This is a genomic window from Enterobacter cloacae complex sp. GF14B (genome assembly GCF_004136805.1).
Taxonomy (GTDB): Bacteria; Pseudomonadota; Gammaproteobacteria; order Enterobacterales; family Enterobacteriaceae; genus Enterobacter; species Enterobacter hormaechei_C.
In genome coordinates this window covers 40,852-63,633 of record NZ_QFRV01000018.1, presented here as the reverse complement: position 1 = coordinate 63,633, position 22,782 = coordinate 40,852, and the positions used below count along the sequence as shown (strand labels likewise).

Here is a 22,782-nt window from a genome sequence, read left to right as displayed (position 1 = left end):
GTGCTGGCGCGGCGGGCAAACCAGGGGGCCTGCGCCGGGATCGCCAGATCCTGTTCCATCACCCCGACCAGCATGTCGCGTTTGCGGCCAAAGCCTTTGGTTTTCCGCATGGTAAACCCCGCCTCCTGCAACCCACGACGGACAAAGCCCGCGGAGGTGAAGGTAGCAAGCGTCGCGCCCGGGCGCGCCAGACGTGCCATGGCGCTGAACAGGTGCGGGCTCCACATGTCCGGGTTTTTAGCGGGCGCAAAACCGTCCAGGAACCAGGCGTCCACTTTCTGATTCATTGAGTCATCAAGCTTATCGGTCAGGTCGTTAATATCGCCCAGCCACAGGTCGAGGGTGACGCGTCCGTCATCCAGAATCAGACGATGACAGCCGCCGATAGCCGGTGGCCACTGGGTCTGAAGCTGTTCCGCCCAGTGGGCAAGCTCCGGCCAGCGCTGATGGGCAAGCCGCAGATCGTGCGCGGTAAGCGGAAATTTTTCGAAACTGATGAAATGTAATCTTTGTAAGGTAGCCTCGGGGTATGCAGCGCGAAAACAATCGAATGCCTGCCAGAGGGTCAGAAAATTCAGCCCGGTGCCGAAACCGCTCTCCGCCACGACGAACAGCCTGCGCGGATGCTCAGGGAAGCGGGTGCCGAGATGATTTCCGTCGAGGAAAACATAGCGCGTCTCTTCCAGTCCGTTATCATTAGAAAAGTAGACGTCATCAAAATCTCGGGAAACAGGTGTACCCTCAGCGTTGAATTCGAGGTTGGCAGGTTGTATGGCGTTTTGTTTCACGTAAGTTACTCGTCCGACAGGCAGTGGCACGATCTTAGCGATGTGAGCCCATCGGTGCAAATTTCCACAGAAAATGGCTGATCGGACTTGTTCGGCGTACAAGTGTACGCTATTGTGCGACTCGAAACTTTTTATAGTGCGACTTACAGAGGTATTGAATGAAACGTGCAGTGATTACTGGCCTGGGCATCGTTTCCAGCATCGGTAATAACCAGCAGGAAGTCCTGGCATCTCTGCGTGAAGGACGCTCCGGGATCACTTTCTCTGAAGAGTTTAAAGATTCTGGAATGCGTAGCCACGTATGGGGTAACGTTAAACTGGACACCACCGGTTTAATTGACCGTAAAGTGGTTCGTTTCATGAACGATGCCTCTATCTACGCCTATCTTTCCATGCAGGAAGCGATCAAGGATTCTGGTCTGAGCGAAGACGTTTACCAGAACAACCCACGCGTGGGCCTGATTGCAGGTTCCGGCGGTTCTTCTAAAGCTCAGGTGTTCGGTGCTGACGCCATGCGCAGCCCGCGCGGCCTGAAAGCGGTCGGTCCATATGTTGTGACCAAAGCCATGGGTTCAGCGGTTTCCGCGTGCCTGGCAACGCCGTTCAAAATCCACGGTGTGAACTACTCCATCAGCTCCGCATGTGCGACCTCCGCACACTGTATCGGTAATGCGGTTGAGCAGATCCAACTGGGCAAACAGGACATCGTATTTGCTGGCGGTGGCGAAGAGCTGGGCTGGGAAATGGCCTGTGAGTTCGACGCGATGGGCGCACTGTCCACTAAATACAACGAAACGCCAGACAAAGCGTCCCGTACTTATGATGCACACCGCGACGGTTTTGTTATCGCTGGCGGCGGCGGTATGGTTGTGGTTGAAGAGCTGGAACACGCGCTGGCGCGTGGCGCGCACATCTATGCTGAGATCGTGGGCTACGGCGCAACGTCTGACGGCGCTGACATGGTTGCTCCATCCGGTGAAGGCGCGGTGCGCTGCATGAAGATGGCGATGCACGGTGTTGATACTCCAATCGACTACCTGAACTCCCACGGCACCTCAACGCCGGTAGGCGACGTGAAAGAGCTGGGTGCGATCCGTGAAGTGTTCGGCGACAACAGCCCGGCTATCTCTGCAACCAAAGCCATGACCGGTCACTCTCTGGGCGCGGCGGGCGTACAGGAAGCGATCTACTCTCTGCTGATGCTGGAAAACGGCTTTATCGCGCCAAGCATCAACATCGAAGAGATGGACGAGCAGGCGGCTGGCCTGAACATCGTGACTGAAACCACCGAACGTGAGCTGACGACCGTTATGTCCAACAGCTTCGGTTTCGGCGGCACTAACGCCACGCTGGTGATGCGTAAGCTGAAAGCGTAAGCGTTTGAAGGTATAGTAGAAGGGAGCCGCGCGGCTCCCTTTTTTTATGCCTGAACACGGAGTTATGCATGAAGGCTGTTACCCCTGAGAAGAACGCTCCTTCCGGGAACCTTTCCCTTTTCCGCATCGCCTTTGCGGTGTTTCTGACCTATATGACCGTTGGCCTGCCGCTGCCGGTGATCCCCTTGTTCGTTCACCAGGAGCTGGGCTATGGCAACACCATGGTCGGCATTGCGGTGGGCATTCAGTTTTTAGCGACGGTATTAACCCGGGGCTACGCCGGTCGCCTGGCGGATCAGCACGGCGCAAAACGCTCGGCGTTGCAGGGCATGTTTGCCTGCGGGCTGGCGGGGGGAGCCTGGCTGCTGGCGGCGCTGTTGCCAATAGATGCAGCGTATAAATTCGCGCTGCTGGTGGTAGGGCGCCTGATCCTCGGCTTTGGCGAAAGCCAGCTGCTGACCGGCACCCTGACCTGGGGAATGGGGCTGGTGGGACCTGCGCGTTCCGGAAAAGTGATGTCCTGGAACGGGATGGCGATTTACGGCGCGCTGGCGGCAGGCGCGCCGCTGGGGCTGCTGATCCACAGCCAGTTTGGTTTTGCGGCGCTGGCAGGCACCACCATGGTATTGCCGCTGCTGGCGTGGGCGTTTAACGGTTCGGTGCGTAAGGTGCCCGCCCATAAAGGCGAGCGTCCTTCGCTGTGGAGCGTGGTGGGGCAAATCTGGCAGCCGGGGCTCGGGCTGGCGCTTCAGGGGGTGGGCTTCGCGGTTATTGGTACCTTTGTCTCCCTCTATTTCATGAGCCGCGGCTGGGCGATGGCGGGCTTTACGCTGACGGCCTTTGGCGGCGCGTTTGTATTGATGCGCGTGCTGTTTGGCTGGATGCCGGATCGCTTTGGCGGCGTGAAGGTGGCCGTGGCGTCACTTGTCATTGAGACCGTGGGGCTGGTACTGCTCTGGCAGGCGCCGTCCGCATCCGTTGCGCTGCTGGGTGCGGCGTTAACCGGCTGCGGCTGCTCGCTGATCTTCCCGGCGCTGGGCGTTGAAGTGGTGAAGCGCGTGGCTCCGCAGGTGCGCGGCACGGCGCTGGGCGGCTATGCGGCGTTTCAGGATATCTCATACGGCATCACCGGGCCGCTGGCGGGGCTGCTTGCAACGTCGTTTGGCTATCCTTCCGTATTTCTCGCCGGTGCGGTGTCAGCGGTGGTGGGGATTGTGGTGACGATGGTGGCGTTTCGCAAGCGGTAGTATGTTGCCGGGTGGCGGCTTCGCCTTACCCGGCCTACGGTTCGAGCCGTTGTAGACCCGGTAAGCGAAGCGCCACCGGGCAAATCCTCACGCAACCAGCCAGAAAATCGCCAGCGCAATCACCAACGCGATCAACATCAATCCCGGACGGGCAGAAAGCGTTTTGAACGTATCAACTACGGGGGCAAACAGCGGGTTGTAGATCGGCTGAATGTTTCTTACCTCCGGCACGCCGCCTTCCCGCTCGGCGCGGCGAACGAAGATCTGATTGAGCACATCCTGCACCTGGGCGGTGGTCAGCACCGTTTGCGGCGTAGCCTGCCAGCTCTGCTGAGCGTAATCCCGGATCGTATCGAACTCGTGCGGTTCCAGCGGTTGTTTCAGCGCCGCCTGTACGCTGTGCAGGGTCGGGGCGCTCTGGGTGCTGAGCGTCTGACGCGCCTGGAGCCAGGTGACCAGATGGGTAAACTGTTTTGCCGGGATCATCTCGCCCGCTTTCACACCGGAAAGTTCCAGCATGGATTGCCAGATAAGCTTTGTTGGTTCGCCGGTTGCGGCAGCCAGCTTAGTGACCATCTGCTTGAGCGTATTATGCTCCGCAGGCTGCAATGGCCGTTCTGTAGACGGGCGCTGTTGCGGCTGCGGGATAGAAAGCTGATTGCTTTGCAGCAGGGTCAACACGGTTTTCAGCTGTTCCGGCGAAAGCTGGCTCAGGGCGGTATGACCGTACTGTTGACGGATAAAATCACTCACCGCCTGGCGATTATTCCCCTGGCCCAACAGCTCGGTCAGCTGCGAGATAATCTGGCGGGTGGTATGTTGCTGCTGTGCGCTGGTAAGACGCTGGTTCAGGTTTTGTTCGGCGGCAGGGAAATGGCGCGACTGTAGCGGCGCATCGTTTCTGACGCCCAAATCGTGCTTCACGCCGGCCCACACCTCTGCGTTTTGCTGTGAGGTCAACGCAATAAGACGCGTGATCAGACGCTCCAGTACGGTGCGTTGCTGCGTGGAGAGCGGTTGTTCGCCTGGCGTGTTGGGCGTTACGGGGCCTTCACCCGGAGGGCGCGGAGGCGTACCTGAAATGGGCTGCATCGTCAAAAATCCTTAAAGTCAAACTCTGCGTAACCGGGCGGAGATATATGCCCGGCGGCGAGATTATGGCACACTTGGCAGGTTTACTTCCTCTCAAACAGGTACTCAGACGTGAAAATCCTCGTTGATGAAAATATGCCTTACGCCCGTGAGCTGTTCAGCCGCCTGGGTGAGGTTAAGGCTGTCCCTGGTCGCCCGATTCCGGTCAGCGAACTGGACGATGCAGACGCCCTGATGGTGCGCTCGGTGACTAAAGTAAATGAGGCGCTGCTCACCGGCAAAGGGGTTAAATTTGTCGGGACGGCAACGGCCGGGACCGATCATGTGGATGACCAGTGGCTTAAGCAAGCGGGGATTGGTTTTTCCGCGGCGCCAGGCTGTAACGCCATTGCCGTCGTGGAATATGTTTTCTCCTCGCTATTGATGCTGGCCGAGCGCGATGGTTTTACGCTGAAAGACCGCACCGTCGGGATTGTGGGGGTGGGCAACGTGGGCGGACGTCTGCAAAAGCGTCTGGAAGCCTGGGGAATCCGCACCCTGCTGTGCGATCCGCCGCGTAAGGATAACGGTGATGAAGGCGACTTCCGCACACTGGATGAGCTGGTCGACGAGTGCGACGTCATCACCTTCCATACGCCGCTCTTTAAAGATGGGCCGTATAAGACCCTGCACCTGGCCGACGAAAAGCTGATCCGCCGTCTCAAGGCTGGCACTATTCTGATAAATGCCTGCCGGGGACCGGTGGTGGATAACGCGGCGCTGCTGGCATGTCTCGACGAAGGACAAGAGCTTAGCGTCGTGCTGGACGTCTGGGAGCCAGAGCCTGATCTCAACGTCGCATTGCTGGATAAGGTAGACGTGGGTACCGCACATATCGCGGGTTATACCCTTGAAGGCAAAGCGCGTGGCACAACCCAGGTGTTTGAGGCTTACAGCGCCTTTATCGGCCATCCGCAGCAGGTGGCGCTGGATACGCTGCTGCCCGCCCCGGAATTTGGCCGCATTACCCTTCATGGCCTGCTGGATGAGGCAACGCTGAAAAGACTGGTGCATTTGGTGTATGATGTGCGCCGCGATGACGCGCTGCTGCGAAAAGTGGCGGGTATTCCGGGTGAGTTTGACAAGCTACGCAAAAATTACCTTGAGCGCCGCGAGTGGTCTTCCCTGTATGTCATGTGCGATGACGCGTCAGCGGCGGGGCTGCTGCATAAACTGGGATTTAACGCCGTTCACCACCCGGCACGTTAATGTCTTCTTAATGCTCCCTGTCGGATGTTCCGGCAGGGACGCTTTTTATTTCTGGAGTAAACCACCATGTCTGAAGGCTGGAACATTGCCATTTTGGGTGCCACTGGCGCCGTGGGCGAAGCCCTGCTTGAAACCCTTGCTGAGCGTCAGTTCCCGGTGGGTGAGATTTACGCACTGGCGCGTACCGACAGCGCAGGAGAACAGCTGCGTTTCGGCGGGAAATCCTTGATGGTGCAGGACGCCGCCGCGTTTGACTGGACGCAGGCTCAGCTGGCGTTTTTTGCCGCAGGTGCGCAAGCCACGGCGTCTTACATTGAAGAAGCGACAAATTCAGGCTGTCTGGTGATCGACCTGAGCGGCCTGTTCTCCCTGGAGCCGGATGTGCCGCTGGTGGTGCCGGACGTCAACCCGTTTGTGCTGGCTGACTACCGCAACCGCAACATCATTGCAGTACCGAACAGCCTCACCAGCCAGCTGCTGACCGCGCTGAAGCCGCTGATCGACGACGGTGGCCTGTCGCGTATTTCCGTGACCAGCCTGCTGTCAGCCTCCGCTAACGGCAAAAAAGCCGTAGACGCACTGGCAGGGCAGAGCGCGAAGCTGCTGAACGGTATCCCGATCGACGAAGATGATTTCTTTGGCCGCCAGCTGGCGTTCAACATGCTGCCGCTACTGCCGGATCGTGAAGGTTCGGTGCGGGAAGAGCGTCGTATCGTCGATGAAGCACGCAAAATTTTGCAGGATGACGGGCTGATGATCTCCGCGAATGTCGTGCAGTCTCCGGTCTTTTACGGCCACGCGCAGATGGTCGGGTTTGAAGCCCTGCGTCCGCTGGCGGCTGAAGAAGCCCGCGACGCGTTTGGCCGCGGAGAGGACATTGTCCTGTCCGAAGAGAGCGAATTCCCGACGCAGGTGGGCGACGCCACCGGCAGCGCGCATCTCTCTGTGGGCTGTGTGCGTAACGATTACGGTATGCCTGAGCAGGTGCAGTTCTGGTCTGTTGCCGACAACGTGCGTTTCGGCGGCGCGCTGATGGCGGTCAAAATCGCGGAAAAACTGGTGCAGGAGTATCTGTACTGATGTCAGATGTGGAACAAAAGCCGGTCCACAGAATTGCCCTCGGCATTGAATACGATGGCAGTAAATACTATGGCTGGCAGCGGCAGAATGAGGTGCGCAGCGTCCAGGAGAAGCTGGAGAAAGCGCTCTCTCAGGTAGCGAATGAACCGATAAGCGTCTTCTGCGCGGGCCGCACCGATGCCGGCGTTCACGGCACGGGGCAGGTGGTGCATTTTGACACCACCGCCGTGCGCAAAGACGCGGCCTGGACGCTGGGTGTAAATGCGAATTTGCCTGGTGACATTGCCGTGCGTTGGGTGAAAGCTGTGCCGGATGATTTTCACGCGCGTTTCAGCGCGACGGCGCGGTGCTACCGTTATGTCATCTATAACCAGCGCCTGCGCCCGGCGGTGTTAAGCCAGGGCGTGACGCATTTTTATGAACCGCTGGATGCAGAACGTATGCAGCGTGCGGCGCAGTGTCTGATTGGAGAGAATGATTTTACGTCGTTTCGTGCGGTGCAGTGTCAGTCCCGTACGCCGTGGCGTAACGTCATGCACATTAACGTCAGTCGGTATGGCGCGTATGTGGTGGTGGATATCAAAGCCAATGCCTTTGTACATCATATGGTGCGGAATATTGTGGGCAGCCTGATGGAAGTGGGCGCCGGACACCAGCCGGAGAGCTGGATTGCAGAACTGCTTGCAGCGAAGGACAGAACGCTTGCGGCAGCAACGGCGAAAGCGGAAGGGCTGTATCTGGTTTCGGTGGATTATCCGGACCGGTTCGACCTGCCAAAACCGCCAATGGGCCCGCTGTTTTTAGCGGACTAAACAAAGGTGCAATTAGGGCTTAGACAATATGGACGTAATACGTTTTCTGATTGATTTCATCCTGCATATTGATGTTCACCTGGCGGAGCTGGTCGCGCAGTACGGCGTCTGGGTTTACGCCATTCTGTTCCTCATTCTGTTCTGTGAAACCGGCCTTGTGGTTACGCCGTTCCTGCCTGGAGATTCACTGCTGTTCGTGGCGGGCGCGTTATCCGCACTGCCAACGAATGACCTGAATGTCCATCTGATGGTCGTCCTGATGATCATCGCCGCGATTGTTGGTGATGCGGTCAACTACACCATCGGGCGGGTGTTTGGCGAGCGGTTGTTCAGTAATCCGGACTCGAAGATTTTCCGCCGCAGTTATTTAGATAAGACCCATGCGTTCTATGAGCGCCATGGCGGTAAGACCATTATCCTTGCCCGTTTTGTGCCTATTGTGCGTACATTTGCACCGTTTGTGGCGGGAATGGGTCACATGTCCTATCGTCATTTTGCCATGTACAACGTGGTGGGCGCGCTGCTGTGGGTGCTGCTGTTCACCTATGCAGGCTACCTGTTTGGCGATCTGCCGGTGGTTCAGGAAAACCTTAAGTTACTGATTGTAGCGATTATTGTGCTTTCCGTACTGCCTGGCGTCATCGAAATTATCCGTCACAAACGCGCGGCGGCAAAGCAAGCGAAGTAAATGCACGCTGGCGGTTCGACCACTTTTTTATCCAAAGTTTCGGGCTGTTATGTTTTAATGTGCAACATTCATGGTCTGTTGGAGGCAAAAATGGCATTATTCGCCTCTTACAGCAAAACTGGCATACGACCAGGTTCAGGCAGAAAGGTTATCAATGAGCTGGATTGAACGAATTAAAAGCAACATTACCCCAACGCGTAAAGCGAGCATTCCTGAAGGGGTATGGACGAAGTGTGATAGCTGCGGCCAGGTTCTGTATCGCGCAGAGCTGGAACGCAATCTTGAGGTGTGTCCGAAGTGTGACCACCATATGCGTATGTCGGCGCGCAACCGCCTGCATAGCCTGCTGGACGAAGGTTCTCTGGTAGAACTGGGCAGCGAACTGGAGCCAAAAGATGTGCTCAAGTTCCGCGACTCCAAAAAATACAAAGATCGTCTGGCCTCTGCGCAGAAAGAGACCGGCGAGAAAGACGCGCTAATCGTCATGAAAGGCACCCTGCATGAAATGCCGGTGGTTGCCGCCGCGTTTGAGTTCTCCTTTATGGGCGGCTCAATGGGCTCCGTGGTCGGCGCGCGTTTCGTGCGTGCCGTTGAGCAGGCGCTGGAAGACAACTGCCCGCTGATCTGCTTCTCCGCCTCCGGTGGCGCACGTATGCAGGAAGCGCTGATGTCCCTGATGCAGATGGCGAAAACCTCTGCGGCGCTGGCGAAAATGCAGGAGCGCGGTCTGCCGTACATTTCGGTACTGACCGACCCAACCATGGGCGGCGTTTCTGCAAGCTTCGCCATGCTGGGCGACCTGAACATCGCGGAGCCAAAAGCGCTGATCGGCTTTGCCGGTCCTCGCGTTATCGAGCAGACCGTACGTGAGAAACTGCCGCCGGGCTTCCAGCGCAGTGAGTTCCTCATTGAGAAAGGCGCTATCGATATGATCGTCCGCCGTCCGGAAATGCGCCTGAAACTGGCCAGCATTCTGGCGAAGCTGATGAATCTGCCAGCGCCTAACCCGGACGAGCCGCGCGAAGGCGTGGTGGTACCGGATCAGGAACCCGAGGCCTGATAACTGAAAAGGGCAGGGCCGAATGGCGCTGCCCTTTTGCTTTCTAAACCGTTAATGACAACCGGGCATCATGGAAAATAAAAGCATTCCTCAAGCCACGTCGCCCCTGGCCGCGTGGCTTTCTTATCTGGAAAACCTGCACAGTAAAACTATCGACATGGGCCTTGAGCGCGTAAGCCAGGTTGCCGCGCGTCTTGACGTGCTGGAACCCGCGCCTTTCGTGTTTACCGTCGCCGGCACTAACGGTAAAGGCACCACCTGCCGCACGCTGGAATCTGTCCTGATGGCGGCGGGGTACAAAGTTGGCGTTTACAGCTCGCCGCATCTGGTGCGCTATACCGAGCGCGTGCGGGTGCAAAACACCGAGCTGGCGGAATCGGCCCATACGGCGTCGTTTGCCGCTATCGAAGCGGCGCGCGGCGAAACCTCATTAACCTATTTCGAATATGGCACCCTGTCGGCGCTGTGGCTGTTTAAGCAGGCGCAGCTGGACGTGGTGATCCTGGAAGTGGGGCTGGGCGGGCGTCTGGATGCCACCAATATGGTGGATGCGGATGTCGCCGTCGTCACCAGCATCGCGCTGGATCACACCGACTGGCTGGGCCCGGACCGCGAGAGCATTGGCCGTGAGAAGGCCGGTATTTTCCGGGCCAATAAGCCTGCCGTGGTAGGCGAACCGGACATGCCACATACCATCGCTGAGGTAGCGAAAGAGAAGGGCGCTCGTCTGCTGCGTCGCGGCGTGGACTGGCAGTATGAGGTGCAGGACAACGGCTGGCGCTTCAGCGATGCGCAGGGCGTGCTGGAGAGTCTGCCCCTGCCGCAGGTGCCACAGCCTAACGCGGCGACCGCGCTGGCGGCACTGCGCGCCAGCGGATTAGCGGTAAGCGAGCAGGCAATCCGCGATGGCATTCAGAACGCACTGTTACCAGGACGTTTTCAGATTGTGAGTGAGTCACCGCGTCTGATTCTGGATGTTGCACATAACCCGCATGCGGCGGCGTACCTCGCAGGACGTCTCAAATCGTTACCAAAAACCGGGCGCGTGCTGGCGGTTATCGGTATGCTTCATGATAAAGATATCGGCGGCACGCTGGCCTGCATGGAGAGTGTGGTCGATAGCTGGTATTGTGCTCCTCTGGAAGGGCCGCGCGGCGCGACTGCTGAGCAGTTGATGGAACATCTCGGCAAAGGCGAAATCTACAGCAGTGTGGTTTCGGCCTGGCGTGCCGCGATGGCGGAGGCTAAACCAGAAGATACCGTGCTGGTGTGTGGGTCATTCCACACGGTGGCACATGTCATGGAAGTGATGGACGCGGGGAGAACCGGTGGCGAGTAAGTTTCAGAACCGTTTAACAGGAACCATTGTGCTGGTCGCGCTCGGGGTGATTATTCTCCCGGGATTGCTCGACGGGCAGAAAAAGCATTACCAGGATGAATTTGCGGCCATTCCGCTGGTACCCAAACCGGGCGATCGCGACGAGCCCGATATGTTGCCAGCGGCAACGCAGGCGCTGCCTGCCCAGCCGCCAGAAGGCGCAGCGGAAGAGGTGCGCGCAGGTGATGCAGCCGCGCCGTCGCTCGATCCCTCGCGCCTGGCGACGAACAATAACATCGAGATTGATCCGGTGCCGGTAGAACAGCCTAAGCCTGTTGAGAAGCCGAAACCGGTGGAGAAGCCGCAGCCGAAACCGCAGCGGGATAAAGCGGCCGAGCAACTGGCAGCCGCTTCAGAAACGCCACCGCAGGCAAAACAGGACGCGGCCCCTACCGGCAAAGCCTATGTCGTTCAGCTCGGTGCGTTGAAAAATGCAGATAAGGTCAATGAGATCGTGAGTAAACTGCGCGGCGCGGGATACCGTGTTTATACTTCACCCACCACGCCGGTACAGGGTAAAATTACGCGTATCCTCGTGGGGCCGGATGCGTCGAAAGATAAGCTCAAAGGTTCGCTTGGCGAGCTGAAGCAAATCTCCGGCCTGAGCGGTGTGGTGATGAACTACAGCGCCAACTGATAGAAATTATCCCCTCACCCTGGCCCTCCCCCTAAAGGGGCGAGGGGTCGGTTTACTCCCTCTCCCTTGAGGGAGAGGGCCGAGGTGAGGGGGAGGCAGACGTTCACAGAAACGTCAAAGGTGCGGGGCGTTGAGCATTTTTTCAGCGCCTTTTTTATTTATGCGTGGGAAGGAAATCCCTACGCAAACGTTTTCTTTTTCTGTTAGAATTCGCCCCGAACTGGATGACAGGGCGTTTAATCGTGGGACACATATGGTCTGGATTGATTACGCCATCATTGCGGTGATTGGTTTTTCCTGTCTGGTTAGCCTGATCCGTGGCTTTGTTCGTGAAGCGTTATCGCTGGTAACCTGGGGTTGTGCTTTCTTTGTTGCCAGTCATTACTACACTTACCTGTCTGTCTGGTTCACGGGCTTTGAAGATGAACTGGTCCGAAACGGAATCGCCATCGCGGTGCTGTTTATCGCGACGCTGATTGTCGGCGCTATCGTCAATTACGTGATAGGTCAGCTGGTCGAGAAAACCGGTCTGTCAGGAACGGACAGGGTGCTCGGCATCTGTTTCGGCGCGTTGCGAGGCGTGCTCATTGTGGCCGCGATCCTGTTCTTCCTGGATACCTTTACCGGGTTCTCCAAAAGTGAAGACTGGCAAAAATCGCAGCTCATTCCGGAGTTCAGCTTCATCATCAGATGGTTCTTTGACTATCTGCAAAGCTCGTCGAGTTTCTTGCCCAGGGCATAAACCCTGAGATGTGGCTTAACGAGGAAAAGACGAATGTGCGGTATTGTCGGTATCGCCGGTTTCATGCCGGTAAACCAGTCGATTTATGACGCGTTAACGGTGCTTCAGCACCGTGGGCAGGATGCTGCGGGTATCATCACCATTGATGCAAACAACTGCTTCCGTTTACGCAAGGCGAACGGCCTGGTAAACGATGTATTTGAAGCCCGCCATATGCAGCGTCTGCAAGGTAATATGGGGATCGGTCACGTTCGTTATCCTACTGCTGGCAGTTCCAGCGCCTCTGAGGCTCAGCCTTTTTACGTTAACTCCCCGTATGGCATCACGCTTGCCCACAATGGCAATCTGACCAATGCCCACGAGCTGCGTAAAAAGCTGTTTGAAGAGAAACGTCGCCACATTAACACCACCTCTGATTCTGAAATCCTGCTCAATATCTTTGCCAGCGAGCTGGATAACTTCCGCCATTATCCGCTGGAAGCAGACAACATTTTTGCTGCCGTTGCCGCGACTAATCGCCAGATCCGTGGCGCGTATGCTTGCGTGGCGATGATCATCGGTCATGGCATGGTAGCCTTCCGCGATCCAAACGGCATTCGCCCGCTGGTGCTCGGCAAACGTGATCTCGGCGATGGCCGTTCCGAGTACATGGTTGCCTCCGAAAGCGTGGCGCTGGATACTCTGGGCTTCGAATTCCTGCGTGATGTCGCGCCAGGCGAAGCGGTCTACATCACTGAGAAGGGCCAGCTGTTTACCCGTCAGTGCGCCGACAATCCGGTGAGCAACCCGTGCCTGTTCGAATACGTTTACTTCGCGCGTCCGGACTCGTTCATCGACAAGATTTCCGTTTACAGCGCGCGCGTCAATATGGGGACGAAGCTGGGCGAGAAGATTGCCCGCGAGTGGGACGATCTCGACATCGACGTCGTCATCCCAATCCCTGAAACCTCCTGTGATATCGCGCTGGAGATTGCCCGTATTCTGGACAAGCCGTACCGTCAGGGCTTCGTGAAAAACCGCTACGTGGGCCGCACCTTTATCATGCCGGGCCAGCAGCTGCGTCGTAAGTCAGTACGTCGTAAGCTGAACGCTAACCGCGCCGAGTTCCGCGACAAGAACGTGCTGCTGGTGGACGACTCCATTGTGCGCGGCACGACGTCTGAGCAGATCATCGAGATGGCGCGTGAGGCCGGGGCGAAGAAAGTGTATCTTGCCTCCGCAGCGCCGGAAATTCGCTTCCCGAACGTGTATGGCATTGATATGCCAACCGCTAACGAGCTGATTGCTCACGGTCGTGAAGTAGACGAAATCCGGCAGATCATCGGTGCCGACGGTCTGATTTTCCAGGATCTGAACGATCTGATCGACGCGGTGCGCGCCGAGAACCCGGATATTCAGCAGTTCGAATGCTCGGTATTCAATGGGATCTACGTGACGAAAGACGTTGACCAGCAGTATCTCGACTATCTGGATTCTCTGCGTAACGACGATGCGAAAGCCGTCCAGCTGCAAAACGATCTCGAAAGCTTAGAGATGCACAACGAAGGTTGATGCGTATGCAGGTGAGGGCGCTCGCCCTCACTTGCAACTCCCAGTAAAATCCTGCACAGTCTGCCCTGAAATCAGCAAGGGCGAAAATCATGAAACGACTCATTGTAGGGATCAGCGGTGCCAGCGGCGCGATTTATGGCATCCGGCTGTTACAGGTGCTGCGTGACGTTGCAGGCGTAGAAACCCATCTGGTGATGAGCCAGGCGGCGCGTCAGACCCTCTCTCTTGAAACCGATCTCTCTCTGCGCGACGTTCAGGCCCTGTCTGACGTTGTCCACGATGCCCGCGATATCGCCGCCAGCATCTCTTCGGGCTCGTTTAAAACGGCCGGCATGGTTATTTTGCCCTGTTCGATTAAAACCCTTTCCGGCATTGTAAACAGCTATACCGACACGCTGGTGACGCGTGCAGCGGATGTGGTGCTGAAAGAGCGTCGTCCTCTGGTGCTCTGCGTGCGGGAAACGCCGCTGCACCTGGGACATCTGCGTTTAATGACGCAGGCAGCCGAACTGGGGGCCGTGATTATGCCGCCGGTCCCCGCGTTCTATCATCGTCCGCAAACGCTGGACGATGTCATCAACCAGACCGTTAACCGCGTGCTGGATCAGTTCGATATCGACCTGCCGGAAGATCTCTTTACCCGCTGGCAGGGGGCGTGAAGCTGTGCACAAACAAGGTGCATGGAAAGACAATTTGCCCTGTTTCAGGGCAAAACTGCAACCGCGATCATATCCTCGACATTTAATTCGCTTTTTCCTTTTTTCTCTTTCCGGTTCGTTCGGCAGACCTGCTATCTTTCACCATTAAGGCAGTATCGCAACGTTTTATTAACATATTTAACGTCGTAGTTTTATCCCGACGACAATGTGGCATAAGACCTGCAAGAGCAGCCTGCAACACAACACACAACATAAACCATAATAAAATCACGGTTCTTGAGGGTAAATGTATGAAGAAGACGGTTCTGGCTCTGTCTTTGCTCGTGGGCTTGAGTGCGGCAGCAAGTAGCTATGCAGCGCTTCCACAGACAGTTCGTATCGGTACAGACGCAACCTATGCGCCATTCTCCTCCAAGGATGCGAAAGGCGACTTCGTGGGGTTTGATATCGATCTGGGAAATGAGATGTGCAAACGCATGGAAGTGAAATGCACATGGGTGGGCAGTGACTTTGACGCGCTGATCCCGTCGCTGAAAGCCAAGAAAATTGATGCCATTATCTCTTCTCTCTCCATCACGGAAAAACGTCAGCAGGAGATCGCCTTCTCTGAGAAGCTCTACGCTGCCGACTCACGTCTGATTGCCGCGAAAGGCTCGCCAATCCAGCCGACCATCGACTCGCTGAAAGGCAAACATGTTGGCGTGCTTCAGGGCTCGACCCAGGAAGGTTACGCCAATGCTAACTGGCGCGAGAAGGGCGTCGATGTTGTGGCTTACCAGAACCAGGATCTGATCTACTCTGACCTGGCGGCAGGCCGTCTGGATGCGGCGTTTCAGGATGAAGTCGCCGCGAGCGAAGGCTTCCTGAAACAGCCTGCGGGTAAAGAGTACGCCTTTGCCGGCCCGTCGGTAAAAGACAAAAAATACTTTGGCGACGGTACCGGTATTGGCCTGCGTAAGGATGATACCGAGCTGAAAGCCGCCTTCGACAAAGCGTTTAATGAGCTGCGTAAAGACGGTACCTACGACAAACTGGCGAAGAAATACTTCGATTTCAACGTCTACGGTGATTAATGCCTGAAATAGATGCACTGAAGTGGTGCATCTCTGCGGGGTTATGTTCCAGCATGGTGCAACGCATGCACCATGCTGGATCGCTGTGTGCATAGTTAAGCATTTATAATGCAAAAATTCCCGTACAAAGGCATTAATCTTTGCCTGAATGAGGGGATTAATGGCACATTAACAACACCCCGTCGTCGTAAAAATCTCGTATTAAGACAGTTTGTTGAGGACAGATATGAAAAAACTGGTGTTGTCACTTTCTCTGGTACTGGCTTTTTCCAGCGCCACCGCGGCATTCGCAGCAATTCCGCAGAAAATTCGTATTGGAACTGACCCAACCTATGCACCTTTCGAATCGAAGAATGCGAAGGGAGAACTGGTCGGTTTTGACATCGATCTGGCTAACGAGCTGTGCAAACGCATTAAAGTGCAATGTACCTACGTTGAAAACCCGCTGGATGCGCTGATCCCGTCCCTGAAAGCGAAGAAAATTGACGTGATCATGTCCTCCCTGTCCATCACTGAAAAACGTCAGCAGGAGATTGCCTTCACGGACAAACTCTACGCGGCGGACTCACGTCTGGTGGTGGCGAAATCCTCTGACATTCAGCCAACCCTTGAATCTCTGAAAGGCAAACGCGTGGGCGTGTTGCAGGGTACTACGCAGGAAACCTACGGCAACGAGCACTGGGCGCCAAAGGGGATTGAAATTGTCTCTTACCAGGGTCAGGAAAACATCTACGCAGACCTGACGGCAGGCCGCATTGATGCAGCATTCCAGGATGAAGTGGCGGCAAGCGAAGGCTTCCTGAAACAGCCTGTGGGTAAAGATTACAAGTTCGGCGGTCCGTCCATTAAGGACGAAAAACTCTTTGGCGTTGGCACCGGTATGGGCCTGCGTAAAGAAGACAACGAACTGCGTGAAGCCCTGAACAAAGCGTTCGCCGAGATGCGCGCGGACGGCACCTATGACAAGCTGGCGAAAAAGTACTTCGATTTTAATGTTTACGGCGGCTAATCGCCCCGTCTGATAACGTGCGGCCCCTCCCGTTCCGGGAGGGGAAAAGACACGGTTCCACCACTCACGAGACGACAGGGCACGCGGTATGCTGTACGGATTTTCTGGCGTTATTTTACAGGGCGCGCTTGTCACCCTTGAGCTGGCTATCAGCTCCGTGGTGCTGGCGGTGCTGATAGGCCTGGCGGGCGCGGGGGCAAAATTATCCGCCAACAGACCGCTGGCGCTGATATTTGAAGGCTATACCACGCTGATTCGCGGCGTGCCTGACCTGGTGCTGATGCTGCTGATCTTTTACGGCCTGCAAATCGCACTTAACGGCGTGACGGATGCCATCGGCATGGAGCAGATCGATATCGACCCGATGGTGGCCGGTATTATTACCCTTGGTTTTATCTACGGTGCCTATTTCACTGAGACTTTCCGCGGCGCTTACATGGCCGTGCCGAAAGGGCATATTGAAGCGGCGACCGCCTACGGTTTTACCTCCTCACAAACGTTTCGCCGGATCATGTTCCCGGCCATGATGCGCTACGCGCTGCCGGGCATCGGGAACAACTGGCAGGTTATTCTCAAGGCAACGGCGCTGGTCTCCCTGCTGGGTCTGGAAGATGTGGTGAAGGCCACGCAGCTGGCAGGTAAAAGCACCTGGGAACCGTTCTATTTTGCGGTGGTTTGCGGCGTAATCTATCTGGTCTTTACGACCGTCTCCAATGGTGTGCTGCTTCTGCTCGAACGTCGCTACTCCGTGGGTGTGAAGAGGGCTGACCTGTGATTGAGATTATTCAGGAGTACTGGAAATCCCTGCTTTGGACAGATGGCTACCGCTTTACTGGCGTGGCGATCACGCTGTGGCTGCTGATCTCCTCGGTGGTAATGGGCGGCATTCTGGCGGTGTTTCTCGCCATTGGCCGCGTGTCGAACAATAAATTTATTCAGTTCCCTATCTGGCTGTTCACCTACGTGTTTCGCGGTACGCCGCTGTACGTACAGCTGCTGGTGTTCTATTCCGGGATGTACACGCTGGAGATCGTGAAAGGCACCGAGATGCTGAACGCGTTCTTCCGCAGCGGTCTGAACTGTACGGTGCTGGCACTGACCCTCAATACCTGCGCCTATACCACCGAGATCTTCGCCGGGGCCATCCGTTCTGTGCCGCACGGTGAGATCGAGGCGGCGCGCGCGTACGGCTTCTCGTCCGTGAAGCTCTACCGCTGTATTATTCTGCCTTCGGCGCTGCGTATTGCGCTGCCGGCGTACAGCAACGAAGTGATTTTAATGCTGCATTCGACGGCACTGGCGTTTACCGCCACGGTACCGGATCTGTTAAAGATTGCCCGCGATATTAACTCTGCCACCTACCAGCCGTTTACGGCGTTTGGCATTGCAGCAGTGCTCTATTTGATCATTTCTTACGTCCTGATCAGCCTGTTCCGTAAGGCTGAAAAACGCTGGTTGCAGCATATAAAACCGTCGACGCACTGAGAATTTATGATGGCTGAGAACAAATTAAACGTAATTGATTTGCACAAGCGCTACGGCGAACATGAAGTGCTGAAAGGGGTGTCGCTGGAGGCTAACGCGGGCGACGTGATCAGTATTATCGGCTCATCAGGTTCGGGTAAAAGTACCTTCCTGCGCTGCATCAACTTCCTCGAAAAGCCGAGCGAAGGGTCGATTGTGGTGAGCGGACAGAACATCAACATGGTCCGTGATAAAGACGGCCAGCTTAAAGTGGCGGATAAAAATCAGCTACGCCTGCTGCGTACGCGTCTGACAATGGTGTTTCAGCACTTCAATCTCTGGAGCCACATGACGGTGCTGGAGAACGTGATGGAAGCGCCGGTTCAGGTGCTCGGCTTAAGCAAGCAGGAAGCCCGCGAGCGTGCGGTCAAATACCTGGCGAAAGTGGGTATCGACGAGCGGCAGCAGATCAAATATCCGGTGCACCTGTCAGGGGGGCAGCAGCAGCGTGTTTCTATCGCCCGTGCGCTGGCGATGGAGCCGGAAGTGTTGCTGTTTGACGAACCGACTTCCGCGCTGGATCCTGAACTCGTTGGCGAAGTGCTGCGCATCATGCAGAAGCTGGCGGAAGAGGGCAAAACAATGGTGGTGGTGACGCACGAGATGGGCTTCGCCCGTAACGTTTCTAACCACGTTATCTTCCTGCATCAGGGCAAGATTGAAGAGCAGGGTCATCCGGACGAGGTGCTGGCGAACCCGCAAAGCCCGCGTTTGCAGCAGTTCCTGAAAGGCTCGTTGAAGTAGGTTTGGCCTTTCTCCCTCTCCCTGTGGGAGAGGGCCGGGGTGAGGGCATCAGGCCGCAGAGCCGCCCAATTGCCCGGTGGCGCTTCGATTACCGGGCCTACAAAAACCGTAGGCCGGGCAAACGCAGTGCCGCCCGGCATTCAACACTCGAGCCGATACACCCAGTCGTCATACCGTACGCCGTTAATCTCGTACGCCTTCTCCAGCACCTGCGTGCGCACAAAACCCGCTTTCTCAAGGACCCGCACCGACCCGACGTTATCCGCCAGCACGTACGCGTTTATCGCCTTCACGCCCGTCTGGTTAAATGCATACTCACACACCGCGCGCAGCGCTTCGCTGGCAATGCCTTTTCCCTGCGCGGCAGGCACAACCGTGTAGCCAATATCCGCCTCTTCACGGTTCGCCGCACTGATTTGCAGGCCGATATCCCCGAGCGGCTTCACGTCGTTATGCAGACGGATTACAAAGACATGCTCCGCCATCAGGCGTGCGGCAAATACGCGGCGCGTCTCTTTTTCCGGTGTAATAGCGGCCATATAGCGCATGATGGCGGGGTCTTCGCGCAGAGAGCGGAAGAATGCCCAGTCAGAAGGTTCGAAAGGGGTGAGGTTAAGCCGGGTTGTGGTGATGGTTGCCATAGTTACGCCATATCATCCAGACATGGCGTATAACTCTAACATATTCACTGCACCACATCCCCCAGCGCCTCTTCCAGGTCATACCAGCGGAACGTAAACCCGGCCGCTTCCAGCCGTTTTGGCAGCGCGCGCTGCCCGCCCAGTACCAGCACCGAAGACTCACCCATCAGCAGACGAATCGCCGTCGCAGGCACGCGCAGCACCGCCGGGCGATGCAGGGCATGACCCAGGGCATGAGCAAATTGCTCATTACGTACCGGATACGGAGAGACCATGTTAAACGGCCCACGCAGGTCGTTATCCAGCAGCCAGAGAATACCGTTGACCATATCGTCGATATGGATCCACGCCAGATACTGACGACCGTTTCCGATGGGCCCGCCAAGCCCCATTTTAAACGGCGGCAACATTTTACCGAGAATACCGCCTTTCGGAGCAAGCACCACGCCGGTGCGCAGCAGGCAGACGCGGGTGTTATCGCTCTGCGCCCCGCAGGCGATACGCTCCCATTGGGCGCAGAGTTTATGGGTAAACTCGTTGTGCGGCGGCTCTTCTTCGGTCACCACCACTTCACCAAGATCGCCATAGTAGCCTGTAGCAGAGCCTGAAATCAGCACCGAGGGCGGCGTCTCGCTGTTGCGAATCAGCTCAACCAGCCTTTCGGTCATATTCCAGCGACTGCTGCATAAACGCTGTTTTTGCTCTTCGGTCCAGCGTTTATCGGCGATTGGTTCGCCTGCAAGGTTGATGACGGCGTCAAAGCCGTTCAGATCCTGCCTTTCCGCCAGGCCTTTCCAGATCTCAACGCCGGTGCCCAGCACCTGGCGCGCTTTCTCCGGGCTGCGCGTGACCACGGTAATGTCGTGATGCAACGCCTGCAAACGTGGAATGAGATGGCGACCAATCAGGCCCGTACCGCCGGTGAGCAGGATCTTCATACAACCTCCAGGTTTACGCCTGGCGCTGCCAGCTTAACGTCATGGAGACGGAGTCGGCGTAGCGCAGGGCGTGAAGTTTATCGATCTCCACTTCAGCATAAGTGACCCAGTGGTGTTCGCGTGCGATGTCGAGCACATCCTGAGTTAATTTTTCCAGTAGCGCAAAACGGTTGTTCTCTACGTACTGGATGATGCTTTTGGTGATCGTGCGATAGTTCAACGCGTCATTGATGTCTTCGCTGGCGCGCGCCTTGTCTGCCGGGTAGTGGATCACCACATTCACCACGATATCCTGGCGATTCGCGATCTCCTCCTCTTTGATACCAATGAACGTGCGTAAGCGTAAGTTTTTTATACGAATAATAGCGTCATGCTGGGACATTGCAGGTCTTCTCCGTGTCAGTATTTTCACCTCATCATACATGAGGAGAACACCTGCACCCAACGGGGCGCAGGATCAAATCTGATGGATTTTTTGCATGGCGCGTTCGGTGGCCGGGCGGGTCCGGATGCGCTCAAACCAGTTGTTCACCGCCGGATAAGTGGCCAGGTCGATCCGGTGGCGTTCATGGGTATTGATCCACGGCCAGCAGGCGATATCTGCGATGCTGTAATGCTCACCTCCCAGCCACGGTGATTTTTCCAGCCGACGGTTCAGTACCCCGTACAGGCGCTGGGTTTCGACCTGATATCGCTCAATGGCGTAAGGGATCGTCTGCGGCGCATAGGCCGTAAAGTGGTGATTCTGCCCCAGCATCGGCCCGAGGCCGCTCGACTGCCAGAATAACCATTGCAGCGTGTGATGACGCTCGCGCAACTCACCGCTCAGGAGCTTGCCGGTTTTCTCTGCCAGATAGAGCAAAATCTCTCCGGACTCAAACAGGCTTAACGGTTTGCCGCCGTCAGAGGGCAGGTTATCAATGATGGCCGGAATTTTATTGTTGGGCGAGATGGCCAGAAAAACGGGGCGGAACTGGTCGCCTTTACTGATATCCACGCGAATGATCCGGTAGTCCACTTCGGCTTCTTCAAGAAAGAGTGTGATCTTATGGCCATTAGGGGTGGGGGCATAATAGAGATCTATCATTCTCAACTCCTGTCAGTGCGAATAGTGTTGCCATGAAAAATCAGTATAGGTGCTTGTTGTAAATCGTGAGTTTTCATCAAGTGACAGCGAGGCAAAGAGATTATATGTTGAGTGAAAACCGATCAGCCGAAGAGGATGTTATGAGCCAGCCTGTAATAACGTTGTGGTCCGATGCGAACTTTTTTTCTCCTTATGTCATGAGCGTTTATGTGGCGCTGGCAGAAAAGGGGCTTACTTTTACTCTGAAAACCGTTGACCTGGACAGCGGCGAACACCTGAAGCCTCAGTGGCAGGGCTACGCGCTCACTCGCCGAGTCCCTGTGCTGGAGATCGACGGTTTTGAGTTGAGTGAATCTTCGGCGATTGACGAGTACCTTGAGGACCGCTTTGCCCCGCCTGAATGGGAACGCATCTATCCTCACGATCTGCAAAAGCGCGCCCGTGCCCGCCAGATCCAGGCGTGGCTGCGTAGCGACCTGGTGCCGATTCGCACAGAACGCTCCACGGACGTGGTGTTCGCTGGCGTCAAAAAGCCCGCCCTCAGTGAGGAAGGCTTATCCAGCGCCCGGAAGCTGATTGAAACTGCGTCATCGCTGCTGGCGCAGGGTAACCCCAACCTGTTTGGCGAGTGGTGTATTGCCGACACCGATCTGGCGCTGATGCTCAATCGCCTGATCCTCAACGGGGATGACGTCCCACAACTGCTGGTGGATTACGCCACATTCCAGTGGCAACGCGCGTCGGTACAGCGCTATCTGGCACTCTCTGCTAAGCGCGCGGGCTGATAAGACGGGACGCTTGAGGTATGATAGGGGCAGTCTGTATTCCCGAGGAGTAACTGATGAAACTGATGTTTGCGTCGGATATTCATGGATCGCTGCCCGCCACCGAACGCGTGCTTTCTCTGTTCGCCCAAAGCGGGGCGCAATGGCTGGTGATCCTGGGCGATGTGTTAAATCACGGCCCACGCAATGCGTTGCCGGAAGGCTATGCTCCCGCGCAGGTGGCGGAAAAACTTAATCATTTTGCCTCGCGCATTATCGCCGTTCGCGGCAACTGTGACAGTGAAGTTGACCAGATGCTGCTGCATTTTCCCATTACCGCTCCCTGGCAACAGGTGTTGATGGAAAACAGCCGTTTGTTCCTGACCCACGGGCACCTGTTCGGCCCGGATAACCTGCCGTCACTCGCCGCTGGCGATGTCCTGGTTTATGGTCATACTCATATTCCGGTGGCGGAAAAGCGCGGGGCGTTTTATCACTTTAACCCCGGGTCTGTCAGCATTCCTAAAGGCGGCAACCCGGCAAGCTACGGCATGTATGAAGACGGGACATTAAGCGTTATCGCACTTAATGATCAGCAAGTTATTGCGCAGATAGCGATTAATCCGTAAGTTACACCACAACTG

Annotated in this window: 25 protein-coding genes; 19 read left to right on the top strand and 6 right to left on the bottom strand. The window is 56.3% G+C overall.

What is annotated here, in order from left to right; all coding sequences use genetic code 11:
- Positions 1-788 (bottom strand): tRNA (5-methylaminomethyl-2-thiouridine)(34)-methyltransferase MnmD (gene mnmD, locus DD606_RS08840; protein WP_139158313.1); only part of this gene is annotated, 788 nt, incomplete at its 3' end.
- Positions 789-946: 158 nt separating this feature from the next.
- On the opposite strand from mnmD, the gene fabB reads away from it, so the two are divergent.
- Complete coding sequence (fabB, locus tag DD606_RS08835) at positions 947-2,164, top strand: beta-ketoacyl-ACP synthase I (protein ID WP_003861395.1); 1,218 nt, start codon at positions 947-949, stop codon at positions 2,162-2,164.
- Positions 2,165-2,232: 68 nt separating this feature from the next.
- Positions 2,233-3,411 (top strand): MFS transporter, encoded by a 1,179-nt coding sequence (locus tag DD606_RS08830; RefSeq protein ID WP_129258532.1) that lies wholly within the window; start codon positions 2,233-2,235, stop codon positions 3,409-3,411.
- Positions 3,412-3,498: 87 nt separating this feature from the next.
- Here the strand turns inward: DD606_RS08830 and flk are convergent, their stop codons facing one another.
- The gene (flk, locus tag DD606_RS08825; RefSeq protein ID WP_003861399.1) at positions 3,499-4,503 is read right to left on the bottom strand and encodes a flagella biosynthesis regulator Flk; all 1,005 of its coding nucleotides are present in this window, start codon (positions 4,501-4,503) and stop codon (positions 3,499-3,501) included.
- 111 nt (positions 4,504-4,614) lie between these two features.
- On the opposite strand from flk, the gene pdxB reads away from it, so the two are divergent.
- From pdxB to hisP, 15 genes are all read left to right on the top strand, one after another.
- Positions 4,615-5,751: a 4-phosphoerythronate dehydrogenase PdxB gene (pdxB, locus tag DD606_RS08820; protein ID WP_129258530.1), complete on the top strand. Its 1,137-nt coding sequence runs from the start codon at positions 4,615-4,617 to the stop codon at positions 5,749-5,751.
- A 66-nt stretch (positions 5,752-5,817) separates the two neighbouring features.
- The gene (locus tag DD606_RS08815; RefSeq protein ID WP_003861403.1) at positions 5,818-6,831 is read left to right on the top strand and encodes an aspartate-semialdehyde dehydrogenase; all 1,014 of its coding nucleotides are present in this window, start codon (positions 5,818-5,820) and stop codon (positions 6,829-6,831) included.
- Positions 6,831-7,643 carry a tRNA pseudouridine(38-40) synthase TruA gene (gene truA / locus DD606_RS08810; RefSeq protein ID WP_129258528.1) on the top strand — a complete coding sequence of 271 codons (813 nt, stop codon included), beginning with the start codon at positions 6,831-6,833 and terminating at the stop codon, positions 7,641-7,643. The genes DD606_RS08815 and truA overlap by 1 nt, the downstream gene beginning before the upstream one ends.
- A gap of 28 nt (positions 7,644-7,671) precedes the next feature.
- Entirely contained in the window at positions 7,672-8,331 is a 660-nt protein-coding gene (locus DD606_RS08805) for a DedA family protein (protein WP_003861406.1), read from the top strand.
- 154 nt (positions 8,332-8,485) lie between these two features.
- A complete protein-coding gene (accD, locus tag DD606_RS08800) occupies positions 8,486-9,391 on the top strand; it encodes an acetyl-CoA carboxylase, carboxyltransferase subunit beta (protein WP_003861408.1) in 906 nt (301 codons plus the stop codon).
- 70 nt (positions 9,392-9,461) lie between these two features.
- Positions 9,462-10,730 (top strand): bifunctional tetrahydrofolate synthase/dihydrofolate synthase, encoded by a 1,269-nt coding sequence (gene folC / locus DD606_RS08795; protein ID WP_129256086.1) that lies wholly within the window; start codon positions 9,462-9,464, stop codon positions 10,728-10,730.
- Positions 10,720-11,406: a cell division protein DedD gene (dedD, locus tag DD606_RS08790; RefSeq protein WP_003861412.1), complete on the top strand. Its 687-nt coding sequence runs from the start codon at positions 10,720-10,722 to the stop codon at positions 11,404-11,406. The genes folC and dedD overlap by 11 nt, the downstream gene beginning before the upstream one ends.
- A 253-nt stretch (positions 11,407-11,659) precedes the next feature.
- Positions 11,660-12,148: a colicin V production protein gene (cvpA, locus tag DD606_RS08785; RefSeq protein ID WP_000262116.1), complete on the top strand. Its 489-nt coding sequence runs from the start codon at positions 11,660-11,662 to the stop codon at positions 12,146-12,148.
- A 33-nt stretch (positions 12,149-12,181) separates the two neighbouring features.
- Positions 12,182-13,699: an amidophosphoribosyltransferase gene (gene purF / locus DD606_RS08780; protein WP_008502595.1), complete on the top strand. Its 1,518-nt coding sequence runs from the start codon at positions 12,182-12,184 to the stop codon at positions 13,697-13,699.
- An 89-nt stretch (positions 13,700-13,788) separates the two neighbouring features.
- On the top strand, positions 13,789-14,358 hold the full coding sequence (locus DD606_RS08775; protein WP_032659653.1) for a UbiX family flavin prenyltransferase: 570 nt from the start codon (positions 13,789-13,791) through the stop codon (positions 14,356-14,358).
- A 290-nt stretch (positions 14,359-14,648) separates the two neighbouring features.
- Positions 14,649-15,431, top strand: a complete 783-nt coding sequence (gene argT, locus DD606_RS08770; protein WP_015572255.1) for a lysine/arginine/ornithine ABC transporter substrate-binding protein ArgT — start codon at positions 14,649-14,651, stop codon at positions 15,429-15,431.
- A gap of 226 nt (positions 15,432-15,657) precedes the next feature.
- On the top strand, positions 15,658-16,440 hold the full coding sequence (gene hisJ / locus DD606_RS08765) for a histidine ABC transporter substrate-binding protein HisJ (protein ID WP_023295090.1): 783 nt from the start codon (positions 15,658-15,660) through the stop codon (positions 16,438-16,440).
- 88 nt (positions 16,441-16,528) lie between these two features.
- Entirely contained in the window at positions 16,529-17,215 is a 687-nt protein-coding gene (locus DD606_RS08760) for a histidine ABC transporter permease HisQ (protein ID WP_015572256.1), read from the top strand.
- Positions 17,212-17,925 (top strand): ABC transporter permease, encoded by a 714-nt coding sequence (locus tag DD606_RS08755; RefSeq protein WP_003861424.1) that lies wholly within the window; start codon positions 17,212-17,214, stop codon positions 17,923-17,925. The genes DD606_RS08760 and DD606_RS08755 overlap by 4 nt, the downstream gene beginning before the upstream one ends.
- Before the next feature lie 9 nt (positions 17,926-17,934).
- The gene (gene hisP / locus DD606_RS08750) at positions 17,935-18,708 is read left to right on the top strand and encodes a histidine ABC transporter ATP-binding protein HisP (RefSeq protein WP_003861426.1); all 774 of its coding nucleotides are present in this window, start codon (positions 17,935-17,937) and stop codon (positions 18,706-18,708) included.
- 140 nt (positions 18,709-18,848) lie between these two features.
- Here the strand turns inward: hisP and DD606_RS08745 are convergent, their stop codons facing one another.
- From DD606_RS08745 to yfcG, 4 genes are all read right to left on the bottom strand, one after another.
- Positions 18,849-19,349: a GNAT family N-acetyltransferase gene (locus DD606_RS08745; protein WP_022651543.1), complete on the bottom strand. Its 501-nt coding sequence runs from the start codon at positions 19,347-19,349 to the stop codon at positions 18,849-18,851.
- A 44-nt stretch (positions 19,350-19,393) separates the two neighbouring features.
- Positions 19,394-20,287 (bottom strand): TIGR01777 family oxidoreductase, encoded by an 894-nt coding sequence (locus DD606_RS08740; RefSeq protein WP_003861430.1) that lies wholly within the window; start codon positions 20,285-20,287, stop codon positions 19,394-19,396.
- A 13-nt stretch (positions 20,288-20,300) separates the two neighbouring features.
- The gene (gene folX / locus DD606_RS08735) at positions 20,301-20,669 is read right to left on the bottom strand and encodes a dihydroneopterin triphosphate 2'-epimerase (protein WP_003861432.1); all 369 of its coding nucleotides are present in this window, start codon (positions 20,667-20,669) and stop codon (positions 20,301-20,303) included.
- A 75-nt stretch (positions 20,670-20,744) separates the two neighbouring features.
- Entirely contained in the window at positions 20,745-21,374 is a 630-nt protein-coding gene (gene yfcG / locus DD606_RS08730) for a GSH-dependent disulfide bond oxidoreductase (protein ID WP_003861434.1), read from the bottom strand.
- A 140-nt stretch (positions 21,375-21,514) separates the two neighbouring features.
- Here yfcG and yfcF point away from each other — a divergent pair, with 140 nt between their 5' ends.
- Together yfcF and yfcE are read left to right on the top strand one after the other, a co-directional pair.
- Positions 21,515-22,159, top strand: a complete 645-nt coding sequence (yfcF, locus tag DD606_RS08725) for a glutathione transferase (protein WP_003861435.1) — start codon at positions 21,515-21,517, stop codon at positions 22,157-22,159.
- A 56-nt stretch (positions 22,160-22,215) separates the two neighbouring features.
- On the top strand, positions 22,216-22,767 hold the full coding sequence (yfcE, locus tag DD606_RS08720) for a phosphodiesterase (protein WP_017692997.1): 552 nt from the start codon (positions 22,216-22,218) through the stop codon (positions 22,765-22,767).
- Positions 22,768-22,782 lie beyond the last annotated feature (15 nt).

Excerpts from the sequence above, each read along its gene's own strand:
- fabB (WP_003861395.1), top strand. The coding sequence starts at position 947 with ATGAAACGTGCAGTGATTACTGGCCTGGGCATCGTTTCCAGCATCGGT.
- DD606_RS08830 (WP_129258532.1), top strand. The coding sequence starts at position 2,233 with ATGAAGGCTGTTACCCCTGAGAAGAACGCTCCTTCCGGGAACCTTTCC.
- flk (WP_003861399.1), bottom strand. The coding sequence starts at position 4,503 with ATGCAGCCCATTTCAGGTACGCCTCCGCGCCCTCCGGGTGAAGGCCCC.
- DD606_RS08815 (WP_003861403.1), top strand. The coding sequence starts at position 5,818 with ATGTCTGAAGGCTGGAACATTGCCATTTTGGGTGCCACTGGCGCCGTG.
- truA (WP_129258528.1), top strand. The coding sequence starts at position 6,831 with ATGTCAGATGTGGAACAAAAGCCGGTCCACAGAATTGCCCTCGGCATT.
- DD606_RS08805 (WP_003861406.1), top strand. The coding sequence starts at position 7,672 with ATGGACGTAATACGTTTTCTGATTGATTTCATCCTGCATATTGATGTT.
- accD (WP_003861408.1), top strand. The coding sequence starts at position 8,486 with ATGAGCTGGATTGAACGAATTAAAAGCAACATTACCCCAACGCGTAAA.
- folC (WP_129256086.1), top strand. The coding sequence starts at position 9,462 with ATGGAAAATAAAAGCATTCCTCAAGCCACGTCGCCCCTGGCCGCGTGG.
- cvpA (WP_000262116.1), top strand. The coding sequence starts at position 11,660 with ATGGTCTGGATTGATTACGCCATCATTGCGGTGATTGGTTTTTCCTGT.
- purF (WP_008502595.1), top strand. The coding sequence starts at position 12,182 with ATGTGCGGTATTGTCGGTATCGCCGGTTTCATGCCGGTAAACCAGTCG.
- DD606_RS08775 (WP_032659653.1), top strand. The coding sequence starts at position 13,789 with ATGAAACGACTCATTGTAGGGATCAGCGGTGCCAGCGGCGCGATTTAT.
- argT (WP_015572255.1), top strand. The coding sequence starts at position 14,649 with ATGAAGAAGACGGTTCTGGCTCTGTCTTTGCTCGTGGGCTTGAGTGCG.
- hisJ (WP_023295090.1), top strand. The coding sequence starts at position 15,658 with ATGAAAAAACTGGTGTTGTCACTTTCTCTGGTACTGGCTTTTTCCAGC.
- DD606_RS08760 (WP_015572256.1), top strand. The coding sequence starts at position 16,529 with ATGCTGTACGGATTTTCTGGCGTTATTTTACAGGGCGCGCTTGTCACC.
- hisP (WP_003861426.1), top strand. The coding sequence starts at position 17,935 with ATGGCTGAGAACAAATTAAACGTAATTGATTTGCACAAGCGCTACGGC.
- DD606_RS08745 (WP_022651543.1), bottom strand. The coding sequence starts at position 19,349 with ATGGCAACCATCACCACAACCCGGCTTAACCTCACCCCTTTCGAACCT.
- DD606_RS08740 (WP_003861430.1), bottom strand. The coding sequence starts at position 20,287 with ATGAAGATCCTGCTCACCGGCGGTACGGGCCTGATTGGTCGCCATCTC.
- folX (WP_003861432.1), bottom strand. The coding sequence starts at position 20,669 with ATGTCCCAGCATGACGCTATTATTCGTATAAAAAACTTACGCTTACGC.
- yfcG (WP_003861434.1), bottom strand. The coding sequence starts at position 21,374 with ATGATAGATCTCTATTATGCCCCCACCCCTAATGGCCATAAGATCACA.
- yfcF (WP_003861435.1), top strand. The coding sequence starts at position 21,515 with ATGAGCCAGCCTGTAATAACGTTGTGGTCCGATGCGAACTTTTTTTCT.
- yfcE (WP_017692997.1), top strand. The coding sequence starts at position 22,216 with ATGAAACTGATGTTTGCGTCGGATATTCATGGATCGCTGCCCGCCACC.